The sequence below is a fragment of the Ignavibacteriales bacterium genome (genome assembly GCA_026390775.1).
In the GTDB taxonomy this organism is placed as follows: domain Bacteria; phylum Bacteroidota; class Ignavibacteria; order Ignavibacteriales; family Melioribacteraceae; genus Fen-1258.
The window spans coordinates 1,424,617-1,441,960 of sequence record JAPLFF010000007.1 but is presented as its reverse complement, the minus strand read 5'-3'; the positions used below and the strand labels follow the sequence as shown (position 1 = coordinate 1,441,960).

14 protein-coding genes are annotated in these 17,344 nt (G+C 35.7%); 12 read left to right on the top strand and 2 right to left on the bottom strand.

The window, feature by feature from the left end:
• Positions 1 to 19 precede the first annotated feature (19 nt).
• Entirely contained in the window at positions 20 to 823 is an 804-nt protein-coding gene (locus tag NTZ27_11515) for a DUF3800 domain-containing protein (GenBank protein MCX6175371.1), read from the bottom strand.
• 551 nt (positions 824 to 1,374) lie between these two features.
• On the opposite strand from NTZ27_11515, the gene NTZ27_11510 reads away from it, so the two are divergent.
• The 8 genes from NTZ27_11510 to NTZ27_11475 all read left to right on the top strand — a co-directional run bounded on the left by NTZ27_11510 (position 1,375) and on the right by NTZ27_11475 (position 11,814).
• Positions 1,375 to 2,256: a hypothetical protein gene (locus NTZ27_11510; GenBank protein ID MCX6175370.1), complete on the top strand. Its 882-nt coding sequence runs from the start codon at positions 1,375 to 1,377 to the stop codon at positions 2,254 to 2,256.
• 162 nt (positions 2,257 to 2,418) lie between these two features.
• The gene (locus tag NTZ27_11505) at positions 2,419 to 2,811 is read left to right on the top strand and encodes a helix-turn-helix domain-containing protein (GenBank protein MCX6175369.1); all 393 of its coding nucleotides are present in this window, start codon (positions 2,419 to 2,421) and stop codon (positions 2,809 to 2,811) included.
• A gap of 45 nt (positions 2,812 to 2,856) precedes the next feature.
• Complete coding sequence (locus NTZ27_11500) at positions 2,857 to 3,951, top strand: tyrosine-type recombinase/integrase (GenBank protein MCX6175368.1); 1,095 nt, start codon at positions 2,857 to 2,859, stop codon at positions 3,949 to 3,951.
• Complete coding sequence (locus NTZ27_11495; protein MCX6175367.1) at positions 3,948 to 6,230, top strand: bifunctional DNA primase/polymerase; 2,283 nt, start codon at positions 3,948 to 3,950, stop codon at positions 6,228 to 6,230. Before NTZ27_11500 ends, NTZ27_11495 begins: the two co-directional genes overlap by 4 nt.
• 536 nt (positions 6,231 to 6,766) lie before the next feature.
• Positions 6,767 to 7,555: an ABC transporter permease gene (locus NTZ27_11490; protein MCX6175366.1), complete on the top strand. Its 789-nt coding sequence runs from the start codon at positions 6,767 to 6,769 to the stop codon at positions 7,553 to 7,555.
• Positions 7,556 to 7,572: 17 nt separating this feature from the next.
• Positions 7,573 to 8,349 carry an ABC transporter ATP-binding protein gene (locus NTZ27_11485; protein ID MCX6175365.1) on the top strand — a complete coding sequence of 259 codons (777 nt, stop codon included), beginning with the start codon at positions 7,573 to 7,575 and terminating at the stop codon, positions 8,347 to 8,349.
• Between the two features lie 18 nt (positions 8,350 to 8,367).
• Positions 8,368 to 9,444 (top strand): PhnD/SsuA/transferrin family substrate-binding protein, encoded by a 1,077-nt coding sequence (locus tag NTZ27_11480; GenBank protein MCX6175364.1) that lies wholly within the window; start codon positions 8,368 to 8,370, stop codon positions 9,442 to 9,444.
• Positions 9,445 to 9,462: 18 nt separating this feature from the next.
• Positions 9,463 to 11,814: a PhnD/SsuA/transferrin family substrate-binding protein gene (locus NTZ27_11475; protein ID MCX6175363.1), complete on the top strand. Its 2,352-nt coding sequence runs from the start codon at positions 9,463 to 9,465 to the stop codon at positions 11,812 to 11,814.
• Positions 11,815 to 11,884: 70 nt separating this feature from the next.
• On the opposite strand, the gene NTZ27_11470 is transcribed toward NTZ27_11475, so the two are convergent.
• Positions 11,885 to 12,874: a methyltransferase gene (locus NTZ27_11470; protein ID MCX6175362.1), complete on the bottom strand. Its 990-nt coding sequence runs from the start codon at positions 12,872 to 12,874 to the stop codon at positions 11,885 to 11,887.
• 793 nt (positions 12,875 to 13,667) lie between these two features.
• Between NTZ27_11470 and NTZ27_11465 the strand changes: the two genes are divergently transcribed.
• The 4 genes from NTZ27_11465 to NTZ27_11450 all read left to right on the top strand — a co-directional run bounded on the left by NTZ27_11465 (position 13,668) and on the right by NTZ27_11450 (position 17,318).
• Entirely contained in the window at positions 13,668 to 14,567 is a 900-nt protein-coding gene (locus tag NTZ27_11465) for a hypothetical protein (protein ID MCX6175361.1), read from the top strand.
• A gap of 181 nt (positions 14,568 to 14,748) precedes the next feature.
• Entirely contained in the window at positions 14,749 to 15,663 is a 915-nt protein-coding gene (locus NTZ27_11460; protein MCX6175360.1) for a TRC40/GET3/ArsA family transport-energizing ATPase, read from the top strand.
• Positions 15,653 to 15,967 carry a hypothetical protein gene (locus tag NTZ27_11455; protein ID MCX6175359.1) on the top strand — a complete coding sequence of 105 codons (315 nt, stop codon included), beginning with the start codon at positions 15,653 to 15,655 and terminating at the stop codon, positions 15,965 to 15,967. Before NTZ27_11460 ends, NTZ27_11455 begins: the two co-directional genes overlap by 11 nt.
• A 16-nt stretch (positions 15,968 to 15,983) precedes the next feature.
• On the top strand, positions 15,984 to 17,318 hold the full coding sequence (locus NTZ27_11450) for a TolC family protein (GenBank protein ID MCX6175358.1): 1,335 nt from the start codon (positions 15,984 to 15,986) through the stop codon (positions 17,316 to 17,318).
• Positions 17,319 to 17,344 lie beyond the last annotated feature (26 nt).

Sequence of the window (17,344 nt, the reverse complement as noted above, 5' to 3'; positions counted from 1 at the left end):
TTGGAGTTTTCTTTTTATATCACACCTCAAAATCAGATGTCTTTTTCAAATCAAAAGGATTTTTTTTCGGATAGTAATTACTGGTTCCTTTTCTTTTAGTAGTGTAGTTTTCCGAATCATACAAATCAATAATCAAATTATACTTATTAATTAATGCATTGTAAAAACGATCTTCTTTCAAAATAATATAACGTTGTAAAGCCCATAACAGATAGTCAATAATACTTAATTCCGGATATTGGCTGCTTAAAACAATATCGCATTGATAATTTACAACAATTGGCTTTTTACGTTTGGAATTATCTCTTTCAATTGCTTTTGCAACAGCAAAAGAAAAATTATCCATTTTTGTCCTTTGGCGTTGAGCTAAGAATAATTGATAAATATAATCCTCTTTGTTCATTCTGTCTTTTAACAGATGATACAATAAATCGTAATAAAATTCCGTTGGTTTATTATGATGCAATTTATGAAACCTATTTACATCCTTCCTACCGATAACAATAAATGTTTTGAATCCTTCCAAGTCTCTTAGAGAATTGATGAACTTTGTTCTAATATCAGGATGATCTTCGATTGCATGAAGATACCAGCCGGGTTTTACAGAATGCAATGATTTATATAAAGGGTCGTTTTCAATTTGACTCTTTATATCTAGGACGGCATTTCGCAAATGTTTTCTATCTTCGGCTACAATCATACCAATTAACAGCAACGGCTGATAACCTGGTGTACCGACTAATAACTTATGACGGTTGCCATAGAAGTTGGGATCGCCGCTCTCATCAATGAAGAAATTTTCTTTTGTCAAATCAACTGCCATCTAATTGTAAATAGTTCTTTGTTTCAATTCTCTGATGCAATCTTAGTTTATTATATTCAACAGTATTTTTTTTATAATTTTGACCAACCATCAAACAGGTAATTGATTGTGGTGTAATATCCCAAGGGCTGTTTTTAGTTAATTTGTTAATGTAATATTTTACGTGGTATGGTATCAACAATCCCTCAATTTGAAATGAAGTGTTATTATAAAATAAAGATAAATATGGCGAAAATCTGTAAATATTGGGACAAAGAATTGAACACAGTAATAGACTTTTTGCATTAGCAACTGGTTGGAAATGAAGAGCACAATTTCTTTTTTTGATTGCCCGGCAAATATAGTAGTGAATCTTTGACAAAATATTCTTATTATAAAAGAGGAGATTTGATAATTTCAGATACAGTTTATTTCTCATTTAAGGAATCATTCTTAACGAACCTTTCAACCGCTTAAATCCCATGACATAGTCGGGATTCAAATCTTAAGGGCCGCCGGCGTAAAAAATTGTGTGTATTAATTAATTATCTCTCTATTAACTGGGGTGGAATATGCGCATTGAAAGATTTTCGTTTACCGTTCTCAAAAAACAATTAGAGGAAATTGAACTTGATGTTGAGAAAATTGAATTCATCGCAGATGAAATCTTAAGATGTAAAGATGCAATCCTTGATGTACGCAATGGTGTAAGAAATATTGAGCCAAACGAAATAAAGATATCTCTGAAAACTACCAATCAAGAAAATTCATTAATTGATTTAGTGAATTGCAATGAAAAGATTAAACAAGCCGTCAAAATGGAAGCAATACAAATATGCGGAAAGACAGTTTGTGAAGAATACAATGAATTTTTAGAAAGAGCTGAATTTCTACGTGAGCATTACAAGACAAAACTTGAGATGAGAGCTACTTGGACAGACTATTCCAAAACCGAAAACGCTATTGTGAATGACTCCGGTTCGATTGAACGTATAATTTGGTATAGTGGAAAAGATAAGCTGTTAGAAATGTTCGACAGTCTTAATAAGAATGAGATTCTGCCAAAGTATTCGAAGGAAGAAATTCTTATTCATTTTTCCGACGATAAACAAAACCCATTCTGCAGAGGATTCAATTATTTCAAAAAATTTCTGTGGCACGACAGTGATAACAAATTTTCAATCTTTGTTGATGAATTGGCAAAGAGAGGTGTAATTGATGATGAGAATAAGTTTAAGATTTTTGCAAAGCACTTCTTAAATAAGAAAGGAAAACCATTCAAAGACTTAGCACAGAAAAAAAACTATACGAAGAATTATACTCAGACAGGAAATTTGATCGGAAGAATTCTTGATTCAATTAGCATATCAATCATAATTTTATTTTGTACCCTTCCTTTTTTGAACGATTCCATGTTTGAGGGAATAACGGAAACTTTATCATACTTTATCTAGCTATGGTAAAATGCCATAAAGTTTTGAAAATAGGACATGGAAATTTTATCATATTTTATCGATTTGGGATAAAGTCGCATAAAGTGCGATAAATTCTTTTTCTGGTTTTTCATTTTCATATTTGCTCTTGTAGGACAATCAATCATCAACAAGAGGTATGAAATGAAAAAGGAAATTCCCCCAGTAGATACCGAACAAAAAGAAATCCTTCAGAAACTCAACACACTTGAAGATTTACTCAAGAAGAAAAATGATAAGCCGCTGACTTTCAAAGAGGCGTGCGCTTATCTCGGTTACGCGCCAAGTTATCTTTACAAATTAACCTACCGAAAAGTAATACCGCATTACAAACCAACAGGCAAAATGATTTTCTTTTCGAAAGCTGAACTAGATGAATGGGTGTTTAAGAGCAGAAATCAGAATTCAGAAATCAGTAGACAGAATGAAACCAATGATACAAAAAAAGAGGAAACTCTTATAAAGGATTCTAATCAGATTGAGATGGAATTGAAAGATGAAGTTGTTGTTGAGTTTCCAAGAAAGAAGAAAAGATAGCGGTAAGCAATTAGCTATTAGCTGTTAGAAGAAGCGGAGTTAATAATGGATGAGATATTAAAAAATATTTCTGCTGATGATATAGAAAGACTAAAATTGTTGCTTTCAATCATTCCAGGTAGTAGACAAAAGGAAGTTGTAACGCTGAGGGTGTTTACTGAAGAGTATATAAATCTTATTCAACATAATAAATCAGCTTCTTATCTGCGGAGTGTAAAAATTGCGCTAAACTATTTGATTGAATATTTCTCAATTAAAGAAGGTAAACCAGGATTACAAAAACCAATTGATTCAATTGAGTTAAAAGACGTTGAAAACTTTATTATTTACCTACAGCAAAAGGTAAAGAAAGGGTATGTTGTTTATTATCGCAATCTTAAAGCAGCATTCAATAAAGCGAGAGAATGGGGATATGTTTCTGAAAACTTTTTTATTAAAGTAAAATTACCAAAGAGACAGAAGATTGCACCGGTGTTTATTAATAGTGATCAGTTGTCGGTTATCAGTGATCAGATAAAAAGCGAAACAGTAAAAGATTTTGTAATGATAGCGTTTTATACAGGAATGCGTTTAGATGAAATTGTTAATCTAAGATGGAAAAATGTTGATTTGCAGAATCGAGTTATTACAGTTGGTGATGAGAATTTTACAACGAAAGGAAGAACACAAAGATTTATTCCGATGAGTGAAGAGGCGTTTGAAATTCTCGTGAGACGTGAAAAGTCAAAGGTGAAAGAGACCCCCTCTTGTATTCTCCCCCTTATCAAGGGGGAGAAGCTTTTTGATTATGTGTTTTGTAAAAGTGATGGCGAGAAATTTACCGGAGATTATTTTTCCCGAAGGTTCAAAAAAGCTTGCAGAAATGCAGGAATAGAAAAATCAATTCACTTCCATTCGTTAAGACATTCGTTTGCTTCTAGTCTTGTACAGAAGGGTGTTCCACTTTACACAATTAAAGAGCTTCTTGGTCATGCTTCAATTTCAACTACAGAAATTTATTCCCATTTGAATATGGATTCGTTGAGGGAAGCGATTGGGAAGTTAGATGGACGAATTCCGAAGGACGAAGTAAAAGAACAAAACAATACTATCAAAAATGAAGTGAAAATATTTAGAATTAATTCCGGAGAAAAAAGATGATACAATTTCTTGAAATGGCAAAGATTTATAAAAATGTTTTCGGATTTAATGTTCTGCCTATCCAAGGTAAACGGCCAACTATTGCTTGGGAAAATTGGCAGTTGATTGAACAAACTGAAAAAGATGTAGTCGAGTTTGGCTGGAATGCAGGCGTAACCGGAATCGGTGGAATATGCGGAATAAATGATTTACGAAATATTGATTTCGATAAAGTGACAAACTTTGAAATCATTGAGATGATATGTAAACGATTAGGACTTGGTGAAAAATATTTATGGACTGTAAAAAGCGGAAGCGGCGTTGGTTATCATATTTGGATTAAGGTACGTGAGAGTGAAAAGATGAAGGAGAGATTGAATGGTCCTAAAAGTGTTTACAGATTGTATTTGAAAGATGATGGATTATGTGATCATATTGAATTGAGGTGGGGTCAATCGCAGACAGTGCTTCCCTGTTCTAACCATGATAGCGGAAACAGATATTCTTTTCTGTATGATGAACCCAAAGAACCACCGAAAGAAATTGATGCTGATGTGCTGTTGGAATGTTTGGAAGAGTTTTGTGATTTACAGAAAGAAAAAGAAATTCTTGAAATTGGTAAACGAACATTTGAACCGGCAAGTTTTGACAAAGAGAAATTAGAAAGTGCGATTGAATTTTTGGAAAACAATCTGCCGGTTAATTGTTATGAGGAATGGTATCGGATCGGATTCGGTTTGGTAACAATTGGTGAAGAAGGAAGAAAATATTTTTTGAAAATGAGTTTGGGAAACCAGCATTATCATGATTCAGAATTTGAGATAAATAAAAAATTCGATTCACTACAGAAAGATTATGATGGGAAAATCACACTTGGAACGGTTTACCACATTGCAGAAAAGTTTGGCTGGCAGAAACCGTTTGTGAAGTTCTGGTATATCGAGAATGACAAGACTAAGATTTCAAAACAGAACTTCAAAAGATTTCTTGAAGAAAATGGTTTCTGCAAGCTGCAGCTGGAACGTGGTTATATTCTGCTGAAGGTAAGCAAGAACATCGTTCGCGAAGTAGAGATATTCAACATCAAGGATTTTGTGATTGACTATCTGAAGCGATTAGATGAAGAGCATTTTCATGAAACTCCACGAATAAAAGTTATTGATGCTGTTATCAAGGGAGCTCCTCAACATTTTGTTCAGACATTTCTTGAATTCTTGGAAACAAGAGCATTAGATTTTTTGCGTGATACCAAAGAGAAAGGATTTCTCTTTTTCTCGAATTGTTTTGTTGAGATAACAGCAGATAAAATTTTCTTGAAGCGATATGAAGAGCTGGAAGGTTTTATTTGGGATAGACAAGTGATAAATAAACGGCTGATTCTAGATAAACGAGAGTCCGAATTCGAAAAATTTGTTTGCAGCATCTGCAAGAATGAAGAACATAGGATTTTATCACTGCGGAGTGCAATAGGTTATCTACTTCATAATTACAAAGATTCAACGAATGCAAAAGCCGTGATCTTTCTTGATGAAAAGTTAAGTGACGGCGCTTATGGAAGAAGCGGCAAAGGATTAGTTGCACAAGCAATTGGAAAGCTGCGGAAAACTATTCGTTTGGATGGAAGGAATTTTAATTTCTCGAAAAGCTTTAGTTTTCAATCTGTCACACTTGATACTGCGATTATTGAATTTAATGATGTAACCAAGAAATTCAACTTTGATAAACTGTTCTCCATCATCACGGATGATATAACTGTCGAGAAGAAAAACCAGAATGAAATAATCATTCCATTTCATCAATCGCCTAAGATTATCATTTCGACAAATTACACTATTGAAGGATCTGATGATTCAACGTTAGACAGGCAGTTCATAATTGAGTTTTCGGATCACTACAACAAAGCACATAGACCGATTGATGAATTTGGACACAGATTTTATGATGAATGGAGTAATGAGGAATGGAATTACTTTCTCAATTATATGATTGGTTGCCTTCAGCTGTATTTGTGTAAAGGATTGATTCAGTGCTCACACATTAATCTTGAAAAGAAAAAACTGATTGATTCTACGAGTGAGGAATTTGCAGAATATTTTGAAGCATTGGAACTTGGGAAAGAATTCCAGAAGAAAGAACTCTTTGAGAGTTTCAAAAATGAGTATGAAGAATATTCTGAAATGCAGTTGGTAAGGTTTACCCGGTGGCTAAAAGAAGCCGCAAAGATTAAGGGTATTAAGGTAACTGAGAGAAAATCCGGGATTGAAAGGTATATCAAGTTATCGACTTCACCCCGTCCATAATATGCCGGGCAAGCCCTACCCCTCTCCTTAAAAAAAGGAGAGGGAATTTTAAAGGACGAGATGGACGCAAATTTTTTCGATCCATAATGCGAAGTGTAAATGAAGTTGTCCAAGTTGGACAAATATGTAAGATCTTGAAGATACGGACACTATTCGAATATATATTTCGACACATTGTAAACTTATTTGGACTCACCCCCAGATAAAAATCAATTTGACTAGGTTCTTAGAAAACTGTGTCTATAGTGTGCAAAGCACTCAAAGCAAACTCGCCGTTTCCTTCAAGTTATTTTTTTTTGAAGATACAGAAGGTTTTTATTAAGATGAATTGGCTGTGTCCTCTAGCTTTGCTGGATTTCATCGGGCAGGTTCTCCTCAAAAAAACCATCAGTTATCACACCCTTTCTATAACGGAACTGACAAGCTAGTTTTCGAAACTATTATTATATTAATAAAGTGTTAATTAACATATTTGTTCTGACTTATATGTAACTGAAAAATAACGTGTTGCCACTTCTTTACCAAGTAAGAGAACCATGAAAATTAATATTCGTTTTCTGAATACATTAATTAAAAACTTTTTCGTTCTATTTTTATTTTTTACTGTTTGGGAATTAAGTACATATTTGTTTTCCTTTGAAGCATTAGTCATTCCCCCGCCTACGAAAATATTTACAGCGCTATTCAATCTCGCTAATCAGGGTGTATTATTTAATGACGCACTCGCAAGCCTGAAAAGAGTATTTGTTGGTTTCTCCATTGCCACATTGGTTGGAATATCTCTTGGAGTAACAATGAGCATTTCCAGGAAACTCACAACTATTGTTAGACCAGTTATCGAAATACTCAGACCTATTCCAGCAATAGCATGGATACCAATTTCTTTGTTGTGGTTTGGTTTTGGTGATCCACCGGCATATTTTATAGTGTTTCTTGGATCATTCTTTCCTATTGTTACAAATTCATTCTTTGGTGTTAGATCAATTGAAAAGTCTTACCTAAATGCAGCATATACGCTTGGAGTGAAGGGTAATCTTCTTTTTAAAGATGTAATCATTCCAGCCGCACTTCCATCAATATTTACGGGTTTAAAAATTGGAATGGGTGTCGGTTGGATATGTGTTATTACTGCCGAACTTGTCGGGTCACAATCGGGTCTCGGATATATGATTCAATTAAGTCGAGCACAGCTTCAAATGGAAAATGTATTAGCGGGTATGGTTACGATCGGAATTATTGGCTTTTGTTTAAACGGCTTAATGTCAAGCGTAGAAAGATTTTGTATCCCATGGAGAAGAAGCGATAGAGAAATCGAACCTAAATAATTATTACAAGTATCAAGATGATCACAATCGACATAGATAAAGTAACAAAAACATTTAATAAAATTAATTCTATAGAACCGATCACTGCACTATCGAATTTTTCTCTTCAAGTGCATGAGAATGAATTTATTTGTATACTGGGTCCCAGCGGATGCGGCAAAACAACCTTAATAAATCTCATCGCCGGATTATTGGAACCTACGGATGGATCAATAAAAATAAATGATAATAAAATCAATGGTCCAAGTTCTGATAGAACTGTTATTTTTCAGGATTATCAGTTATTCCACTGGAAAACAGTTTGGCAAAACATTGAAATAGGGCTCAAAGCCAAAAAGCTCGATAAACATAAAAGAACAGAGATAATAAAATATTATTTTGATTTAGTAGATTTAGAAGGATTTGAAAATCATTACCCGCATGAACTTTCAGGGGGAATGCGTCAACGGGCAGCCATTGCACGTGCTTTTGCAGTTGATCCCAAAATTATTCTTATGGATGAACCATTCGGGCAATTAGATATTGATACGAGAAAATCATTAGAAGAAAAGCTTATAAAAATATGGGAGCGTAAGAAAAAAACAATTATTATGGTAACACACAACATTGGTGAAGCAATATTCTTAGCTGACAGAATTGCATTGTTATCTCATCGGCCTGGATTTGTAAAAGAAATTATTGATATACATCTACCTCGACCTCGTGATTATTCTATCCGTTCCACAAAAGAATTCCTTGAAATCGAAGCAACCATTTGGAATAAATTCAGCAGTAAATCTTCGCAGAGCAATTAATATGATAAGGATAATACAATGAAAATTAATAACAAAAACAGAATACTCATACTGAGTCCAATAATAATTATACTTGTTTTCTGTTTCTTTCAATTAAGTTGTAGTAAGAAAGAACCGGAAAAATTAGCTGGAATAAGAATTGGATGGCAACCGCCTTGGGCAAACCAGGGACAGATAGCAGTTGTTTTAAAAAACTCGAATATACTTGAGTTAAACGGGTTACATGGAGAGTTTAAGCCTTTCACTTATGGCGGTCCGATGTCGGAAGCTGCGTTAGCAGGCGAAATTGATATAATGTTTGCAGGCTCGCAACCGGCGATCAATCTAATCTCGAAAGATAAGCGATGGAAAATTGTTGCACGGATGGCAAACTATAGATCTGCTATTGTAGTTCCTCTGTCTTCGCCGATTCAAACAATGAAAGATTTGAAAGGCAAAAATATTGCAACTGCTTTTGGATCTACAACTCACAGAGAAACTGCTCGCATATTAAAGAAGGAAGGATTTGTATTAGATAAAGATGTATTTCTAAAAAATCTTGATCAAGCAGAGCACGCCGGTTTAATTCAACGTGGTTCAGCAAAAGATAGTAAATGGGCAGAGATAGATGCGATTTCAACGTACGATCCTACGGTAGCATTAGTCGTTGATAAAGGATTCGCAAGGATAGTTAAAGAATTTGAGACCCCCGCTGTAGTTGCAATGCGAGAGGATTTTCTTACCCATCGACGAGAAGATGCTATTAAATTTTTGAAGTCATATATTTCAGCATTTTATTATTATGCAAAGCATCAACAACAAGTTGATAGTATATATGCATCGGAAGCTCGAATAGACCTTAAACCAGCACTTTACAAAACTATCTCGGCAGTGGAGCCGAACGTGAATGCTAAGTCGATAAAAGAATTAGATGTTAGGTTGACTGAAGCATTTCAAAAAGTTATTCAACAAGATGCTGATCTTGCCGTGGAATTAGGTCTGATAAAAAACGCACTTGACATGAAGAGTCAATCAGATCCTACTCTGATTCAAGAGGCGAGCGACCAGTCAGTTGATTTGATTGACAAGATCGTGATCGTAAAACAAGCTAAGTAATATTTTGCAGGGTGATAAATGACGCTAAATAACTCAAAACACCAGGCTGAAATGACGGTAAATATCTCAAAGCACTCCGCGGAAAAGAAGATAAATATCTCAGAATACCTCTCTCGAAAGGGGAAAACTATCCGAAAGTACTTTTCTCCGGCTCAATTGATCCTCTTTGCTCTGCTGGCAATTCTCATTTTTATCATCTTGCCAAAGAAGAATGAAAACAGGATTCTGCCACCAGTGCGTGTAGGCTGGCAACCACCATGGACAAATCAGGGACAGATTGCAGCTACGTTGATGTCCTCTAATATCCTCGAGAATAATGGCCTGAAGGGGGACTTTATTCCATTTTCGTATGGGAGACCGATGATCGAGGCTGCACTGCGCGACAGTTTAGATATTTTGTTTCTTGGCGATCAACCTGCCATTCAACTGATTTCCGCCGAACCCAGGTGGGTTATTGTTGCTCGATTGCCAATGTACAAGTCAGCACTCCTTGTCCGACCGAATTCAACAATTAAAGATGTTCATGGTCTTAAGGGAAAGAGAATTTATACGGCGATGGGTTCCTCAACCCACCGGGAAGCCTTGAGGATTCTCACAACTAAGGCTAACTTGGATCGTCATAATGATTTTCAAGTCAAGCAGGTTGATCAAAGCAAACACTGGGAGATCTTAAGCAAATGGTCCGCTCAATCGGATCCGTTTGATACCATTGATTGCTTGGCAACATATGATCCAGCAGTGACGTTCGGTGTGGGGAACGGCGTTGCACGGGTGATCGATTCTGCAATCACTCCAGGGGTCATCTTAATGAGAACTGATTATATAGAGAAATCCTGGAATAAAGCCCGTAATTTCTTGAAGTCATATCTTGAAGCATATTGGGAGTATATTAAAAACCCGGGGAGAGCTGATAGTCTTTACAATGAAAAATACCGTTCTGATCTTACTCTTTCATGGTACGAGGAGATTTCTGCCTGCGAACCGAACATGAAAGCAGAGACTATTGAGCAAATCGATGCGAGTGTAAATGCTACGCTTATCAGTATCTTTCAGGAAAACGTTCGCATCGCGAAGGAGGAGTTAGATCTCAAGACCAAATGGTTTGAAATGAAAAATCACGTTAACCAAGAATTGCTCATATCAGCCGAACAGGCTGTCAGACAGGGTTGGTTTCGCAAAACGCTTAATTCTGTTTTCTTTACCATTATTTCTTTTGTGACTCCAAGAAAGGGAGTGTGGGATGCAATCTTGGGTGGTTTCATTCTGACCATGGTTATTTTGTGGGTGTTGCACATGATTCCTAAGAAAGCAAGCTTGGGGCATCCCCTTATGGTAGCCTGCGCTCCAATTTTCCTTGCTCGTTCAAAGGATTTGTGGAGGAAACATTTTCTCCGAATGGATGTCGAATCAACGTTCGCTGGATTAGAAGCGCTTCAGAAAATGCCTAATGACGTTCCGTACTTTGCTGTAGCCACAGATGTTGCCATTGTGCATTACCTATATAAGTACGGCGAACAGTCAAAGTTTAAGGCGTTGAGACCTCTAGTTAAGGTCAAGGGAAAAATCAAGATAATGACTGATGATATTTCAGCTGTCTCTTCAAGCGTTGGTGACACCAATTCTTCAGTAACATCGACTTCCTCTCAAGTTCAATCTTTTGACACACCTCTAACTTCTGCGAAGTTCAATCCCAAAGAAGATACACTTATTCTACCTGATACAGTTCATGAGGGCTTTCTTCTTCACTTGATGAAAGACTTTTCGGAAGTTTCAAAACAGAAGGTAAAAAGTCAGTCACGGCTGAAGGAGACTAACAGCATGCTGGACATGGTTAACATTGTTCACAGGGCACAGATTAAGCAATGGTTGCTGTGGGAGCCGCACTACATGCCTGTCATAGAAGCTAAAATGTTTCAGGAAGTCAAGCCGGCGGATATGACTGAAAAGTATGAATGGACATTGTGGCTCGTTGCAAACGAAGTAGCATGGGAAAAAACAGAGTTGTTAAGAAGGTTAGAGGGTTGTCTACGGGAGGTGCTCCTTCAGTGCCGTATTTTGTCTTCCGAAAAATTAGCCGAGCTATGTTATCCCTATCTCTTTTCGGACTTTACCGGATTGACCAGAAAACATATCGAAAATATTCTCCACGATAAAGATACCACGTATGAATGGATCGTTGATCCAACAAAGAAGTGGTCGACATATAAGGAGAACCTGAGGAAGTTTGCGGATAAGTCTGGGCTTTCAAAAGTAGATTCAAAAGCCGATGAAAGACTCTGTTATTACGTCGAGGAATACAAATTAAAGCCATCTTCGTTCGTGAAGTTGTTAATCTTCCTGCGAGAAGCAATTCCAAGCGTACAGTCTTAAATTCTTTTTTATGGGATCAAAGGAATTGGTTTGATTATTGTAAAAGGACAAATAACACGAAAGTGTAATGTTAAGTTGGCGAAAGTCGTTTAAGGCGTGATTTCCAGTTTCCAATTTGAGCGACATGAAATCGGAGTGAATACTTGTTTGATGGTTTTGCGAACAAGTAAAAGTAATGTAGTTGATTATATTCCTTTTTTTTAAACAACGCTTTCCATTCTTCAAAATACCTTTCACTTTCAAAGATCTTGCACAACGGATCTAGATTTTTAAGAGGTCCACCATATAATTCAGTTAATTCAATTTTGTATTTCAACTTTCTAAAATGTTTGTTTATAAAATTAATTATAGTAGGTGACGCCCCGTTTTCAAGCGAAAGCGAAACCATTTGTAATCTTGTCCCCTTTTTAATATGAGAAGCAAGTCCATCAAAAATTTTTCCTAAGACATTTGTTCCTTCGGGTCCTCCATTTGAATGCAACCAAAAATTAGCATTCCTTGGAGTTGGAACGACTGGTGGATCAGAAACAATAAAATCAAATTTTTCATTCGTCAAGTCATCATATGTATCTCCAAGAATGAACTCTACTTTATCTTCTACTCCATTTAATAACGCATTAAATCTGACATACTCAATTACTTTAAGATTTATATCTATTGCAAATATTTTTTTTTCTTTTTGCGCGGCAACAACTGCATAAATTCCTGAACCTGTACCAATGTCTATTCCTATTTCATTTTCTTTTACGATTAATTTTCTTGCAAGAAAGCCTGATTCATCATCTGAGATTGGGAAAACACGGTCTAAATTTCTATTTGAGAACTGATCTGTAAGAATAAAACAATTCTTTATTGGATATATACTGTATTTACTGAAAAAATAATTGTTGGATTTCTCAATAAGCCCTGTATCAAGTAAGGGTTGGAAATCAATGCTACTTGATCGGACTTTTTCCCCTTTTATAAAAACACGCAGATAATAATTTGGCAACTTCTTATAAAGATATTCGAGAGATTTTCTTATTTCAATAATGGTTTTTCGATCAATTTGGTTGAGCATTAAAATTCCGCAAAAAAGTAGTTTAATTGTTTATTCTTCATTTTTAATAAACCTCTGGGCAAATTAAGATTTAGTGAATATTCAATAATTATGCTTTTCTCGAACAACATTTGATAACCATTATTTTTTTCCATCTATCATTTAATGTATCCTTTAGTTTCAATAACAAGTTCCTTTTGAACCTACAATTAAACCTATAAAAATTATCAGTCTATATCTATTAGTATATTTCACCTAAAAAAGTGAACTACCTTTCTAGAGTTAAATATTGTGAACGATTTTTACAATAGATTAACAGCATCCCTCAAATTCTGCTGCTGAAGGTGACCGTAAACCCGCCAAAAGGACGGCGGGCATGTTTGAGTTACTAGGTACTATAGAAGATTAACAGCATCACGCAAATTCTGTTGTTGTAAATGAGAATATATCTGTGTTGTTGTTAATGACTCATGTCCAAGTAATTTTTTAACCACGTACAAAGAAACTCCGCGTTGGACCAACAACGAAGCAAAAGAATGACGCAAAGTGTGGAAGTGAATTTTATTATCAAGTTTGGCAGCACGAATTGAGACTTTGAATTGTTTGCTAATTGTTTCTTGGTGGAGCTTTCTCCCTTTGATACGATAAAATACAACTTTATCAGGTTGATGAATTAAAAATTAAACACAAAACATCATATTCTTTAGAGATAGGAAGAATTCTAAAAGTTCTTGACAATATAAAAAATGTTCTTTAATTTAATCATAGTTAATAACTGTCGTTATCAATAACGACAATATAATAAAACAACAATATGATAAAAACACAAAATATTATTCAAAGATGTCTTCTCCAGAAGGACGAGGTTTCAATTAATGAATTTATCGATCTCGGTTGTAGAGTAAAAAAATCTGAGCATTCTATTCGCGCATCTGTAAATAGATTGGTAAAAGAAGGTACTCTTACAAAAAAGAAAAAAAATGGCACTCTTTTCTACAAGTTGAGTAAGGAAGGTGAACGTAAAATTCAAATTGCCATTGATAAACATTTACATATTGATTCTCTGATAGAGGGAAAATTTCCAGAAGAAAAGTGGGAGGGGACCTGGACGGTGGTTGTTTTTGGTATTCCGGAAACCTTAAGAAAGAAGCGGAATTCATTGCGGAATGAATTGATTACGATAGGTTTTGGTATGCTTTTCGGCAGCACTTGGATCTCTCCGTACAATAAATCTGCTGAGGTTGGAAAACTAATTACTTCCCTTGGACTCAAGAAATATGTTGCTGTATTTCAATGTCAAACAGTACAGCTCGAATGTTGCATTGATGTAAAAGAAATTATTTATAGAGTTTGGAATCTTAAAAAACTTGAAAAGTTATATAAAACGTTTGTTAAACAATGGGAAAATCTCGCGCGTTTTCTTGAAAAAAAGATTAAACAAAAGGAAAAACTAGAAGCTAGAAAACTTTTCCCAAAAGTTCTCCAACTGCAACTTGACCTTATGGATATTTACCTTGAAGAACCAGCACTACCTAGGGAACTATTACCAAAAGATTGGATCGGATTGCATTGCCACGATTTGGTTCACTATGTTTTTGGCCTGTTAAATAAAATGGAATTTTCTGACGAGTATGCGCATCTTGTACAAGTTCATGAGATTCGAGGTTTGATGCTACCACCATCTAAACTCTGTGCGGAAATTGTGAAAAAATAAGTTCGTGAATTAAAAACCCGGGTTTAGTGCTACGAACACTTTACCCGGGCATTGGCAAACAATTGGTGTCCTGAGAAGACAATGCATACACTTCCCAAAAGAAGTGTTGCCCTTTTTGTTTGCTTTACAAAGCTAAATAAATACTGAAATACATTCAATCATAACAGAGGATAAAGTGAATATGAAAGAGAATATCATTAATAATGGAAAACAAAAATATTTTTTCTTTGGCGGAAAAGGCGGAGTAGGCAAAACTACTATGGCTGCTTCCTCTGCCATTCATTTTGCTAATGCTGGTTATAAAACACTAATAGTCTCCACTGATCCCACGGTGAGTCTTTCGGCAATTTTTCAACAAGAAATTTCTGAAATCGAGCCGACTGAAATTAATGGAATACAAAACCTTCATGCTCTGAATATAAATCCAAAATCGGCGGCCGGACCTTTCCAAAAAAGACTGAGCAACACGGTTACACAATTCACCAACCTTTTTGGAAAAGAAACTCTCAACACACCGTGCATGGAAGAAATGGCAGCGTTTGATCAGTTCGTTCGATTCCTGAATGATGATGCTCATGATATTGTTGTTTTTGATACAGCGCCGACTGGGCACACACTTCGCGAACTGGCTATGCCGTTTGATTGGGCTAATTTTCTTACCAATCAAATAAAAAACAGAAAAGAACTCTCTTCCATTTTAGGTGGAACTGTGGATGAAGGGATGCTCGAAGATTTAAAACAGGAGAAGGCACGTTACGATGCCGCACTAAACACACTCAAAGACGAACGCCAAACTTCTTTCATTGTTGTTTTACTTGCCGAGAAATTACCTATAGAAGAATCTTCCAGAGCAATCGAAAACCTTGGCACGCTAAGTATCAACGTCTCTACAATGATTGTGAATGAAATTATTCCATATAAAGTATTGCAAGGAAATTGGTTCTTAAAACGACGGCGTGAGACACAGGATCGTTACTTGACGATAATTAAAGAACGTTTTAATGGACTAACACTTGTGCAAGTCCCGTTATTTGAGACGGATATTGTTGGGATAGAGAGTTTGAAAAATATTGGGAGAACACTTTATGGCAACTGAAATCGTAGTTCTCTCGTTGGCTTGTTGTTCCCCAACAATGAAGAAAATAGACGATCGTCTTCTTGAAAATATTACGGAAGCGGTAAAGCAAGCAAATGTCTCTGCTGAGATTAAAGTCGTATCGGCTGCTGAACTGTATGCAACGAATCAACTTGACAACAAGTATATCAATCAAGTACTTCCTCTTGCACAGAAGTATGGGACTGCTGTTGCACCGTTAGTCTTTGTGGATGGAAAACTAAAACTTTACGGAGGAGTTCCCTCAGTAGAAAAAATTATCGAGACTTTAAATAACACACAATGAAAAAGGAGTAATAGTGATGACGTTTCATCTTCGAATATTTTTAATCTTGTTTTTCTTCTTTTCTTCACTGCTCCAACTAAACGCACAGATAGCGAACAAAGAATCAAACAGCAGTTTAACTCTTGCCGAAAGCGTAAGACTTGCACAGGAAAACAATAAAAGCATTCTTCTGGCAAGAGAATCTATTTTAGGAGCCGAAGCCAAAATGGATGAATCTCGCAGCGTTTATTTTCCACAGCTTCGCTTAGATGCGAACTATACCCGGTTAAATACATTCTCTACATTCAAGTTCGAGATTCCGGGTTTGCCGGCTGAAGAATTTAAGCTTGGAACGCAAAATAATTACAATGCGCAAGTGGCTCTCAACCAATCGCTTTTCAATTGGGGAAGAAACGGCAAAATGGTTGAGATGAATGAAATTGAATTATTGCAAGCGAAACACAGTGCAGCTTTCACGGAACGTGAAGTAACTTATCTAACGGTTCAACTATATTATCAGATACTGATGATGAGTGAAGCAATTAAAGTAATTAATGAAAACCTTTCACTTCTTGAACAGCGGCTTTCTACCATGAAGAAAAAATATGAAGCCGGGGAAACATCGTCCTTTGATATTCTATCCATGGAAGTTCAAATCAGTTCGGTTAATGGTGAAATACTGAACGCTGAAACAAGTCTTAGAAAACTAAAGATACAGTTCAACAAAATCATCGGTCGTTCGCTGGATACTTTCGTACAGCTGCAAGATTCACTGACGTACATTAAAATTTCGATGGATGAAAAAATGTTGTTTCAGGAAGCATTCGCTAACAGAATTGAACTCAAGCAGTTACAAGAGAGAGAAAAACAAGCATCGCTGCAAAAAGATATTTCTTCAACGATGAACAAGCCAAATGTTGATCTTTTCTTCAATTGGGATCTTCGGAATGGATACCTTCCTAAAGTAGATATCTTCAAAGGAAGTTGGAATGCCGGGCTTTCTTTTTCTCTTCCATTATTTGATGGTTTTAGAACAAGTTCCCAAGTTCAGCAAGCGGAAGTATCGCTAAAGATAACTCAAATGCAATATGACAATACTAAAGATCAAATAGCAATTGAAATAAAAAATGTGTTACTCGATTTGCAAACAAAAGAAAAACAAATTGAAATTGAACAAAAGAAAATAGAGTTGACGAAACAATCGCTCGCAACTGCCGAAGAAAGATACTATCGCGGTTTAGTAAGCACTTTGGACCTACTCGATGTTCAGCAATCTCTTCAAACCGCAAAACTTAATTATGTACAAGCTGTAGGTTATTATATAATTAGTAAGTACAGCCTGCAGAAATCAGTAGGCCGCAATGTTTTTTAAAAATGAATATCATAAAAAATTTAGTG

Coding starts and splice junctions, on each gene's coding strand:
- NTZ27_11505 (MCX6175369.1), top strand. CDS start 2,419: ATGAAAAAGGAAATTCCCCCAGTAGATACCGAACAAAAAGAAATCCTT.
- NTZ27_11475 (MCX6175363.1), top strand. CDS start 9,463: ATGACGCTAAATAACTCAAAACACCAGGCTGAAATGACGGTAAATATC.
- NTZ27_11455 (MCX6175359.1), top strand. CDS start 15,653: ATGGCAACTGAAATCGTAGTTCTCTCGTTGGCTTGTTGTTCCCCAACA.
- NTZ27_11510 (MCX6175370.1), top strand. CDS start 1,375: ATGCGCATTGAAAGATTTTCGTTTACCGTTCTCAAAAAACAATTAGAG.
- NTZ27_11465 (MCX6175361.1), top strand. CDS start 13,668: ATGATAAAAACACAAAATATTATTCAAAGATGTCTTCTCCAGAAGGAC.
- NTZ27_11500 (MCX6175368.1), top strand. CDS start 2,857: ATGGATGAGATATTAAAAAATATTTCTGCTGATGATATAGAAAGACTA.
- NTZ27_11515 (MCX6175371.1), bottom strand. CDS start 823: ATGGCAGTTGATTTGACAAAAGAAAATTTCTTCATTGATGAGAGCGGC.
- NTZ27_11460 (MCX6175360.1), top strand. CDS start 14,749: ATGAAAGAGAATATCATTAATAATGGAAAACAAAAATATTTTTTCTTT.
- NTZ27_11490 (MCX6175366.1), top strand. CDS start 6,767: ATGAAAATTAATATTCGTTTTCTGAATACATTAATTAAAAACTTTTTC.
- NTZ27_11470 (MCX6175362.1), bottom strand. CDS start 12,874: ATGCTCAACCAAATTGATCGAAAAACCATTATTGAAATAAGAAAATCT.
- NTZ27_11485 (MCX6175365.1), top strand. CDS start 7,573: ATGATCACAATCGACATAGATAAAGTAACAAAAACATTTAATAAAATT.
- NTZ27_11450 (MCX6175358.1), top strand. CDS start 15,984: ATGACGTTTCATCTTCGAATATTTTTAATCTTGTTTTTCTTCTTTTCT.
- NTZ27_11495 (MCX6175367.1), top strand. CDS start 3,948: ATGATACAATTTCTTGAAATGGCAAAGATTTATAAAAATGTTTTCGGA.
- NTZ27_11480 (MCX6175364.1), top strand. CDS start 8,368: ATGAAAATTAATAACAAAAACAGAATACTCATACTGAGTCCAATAATA.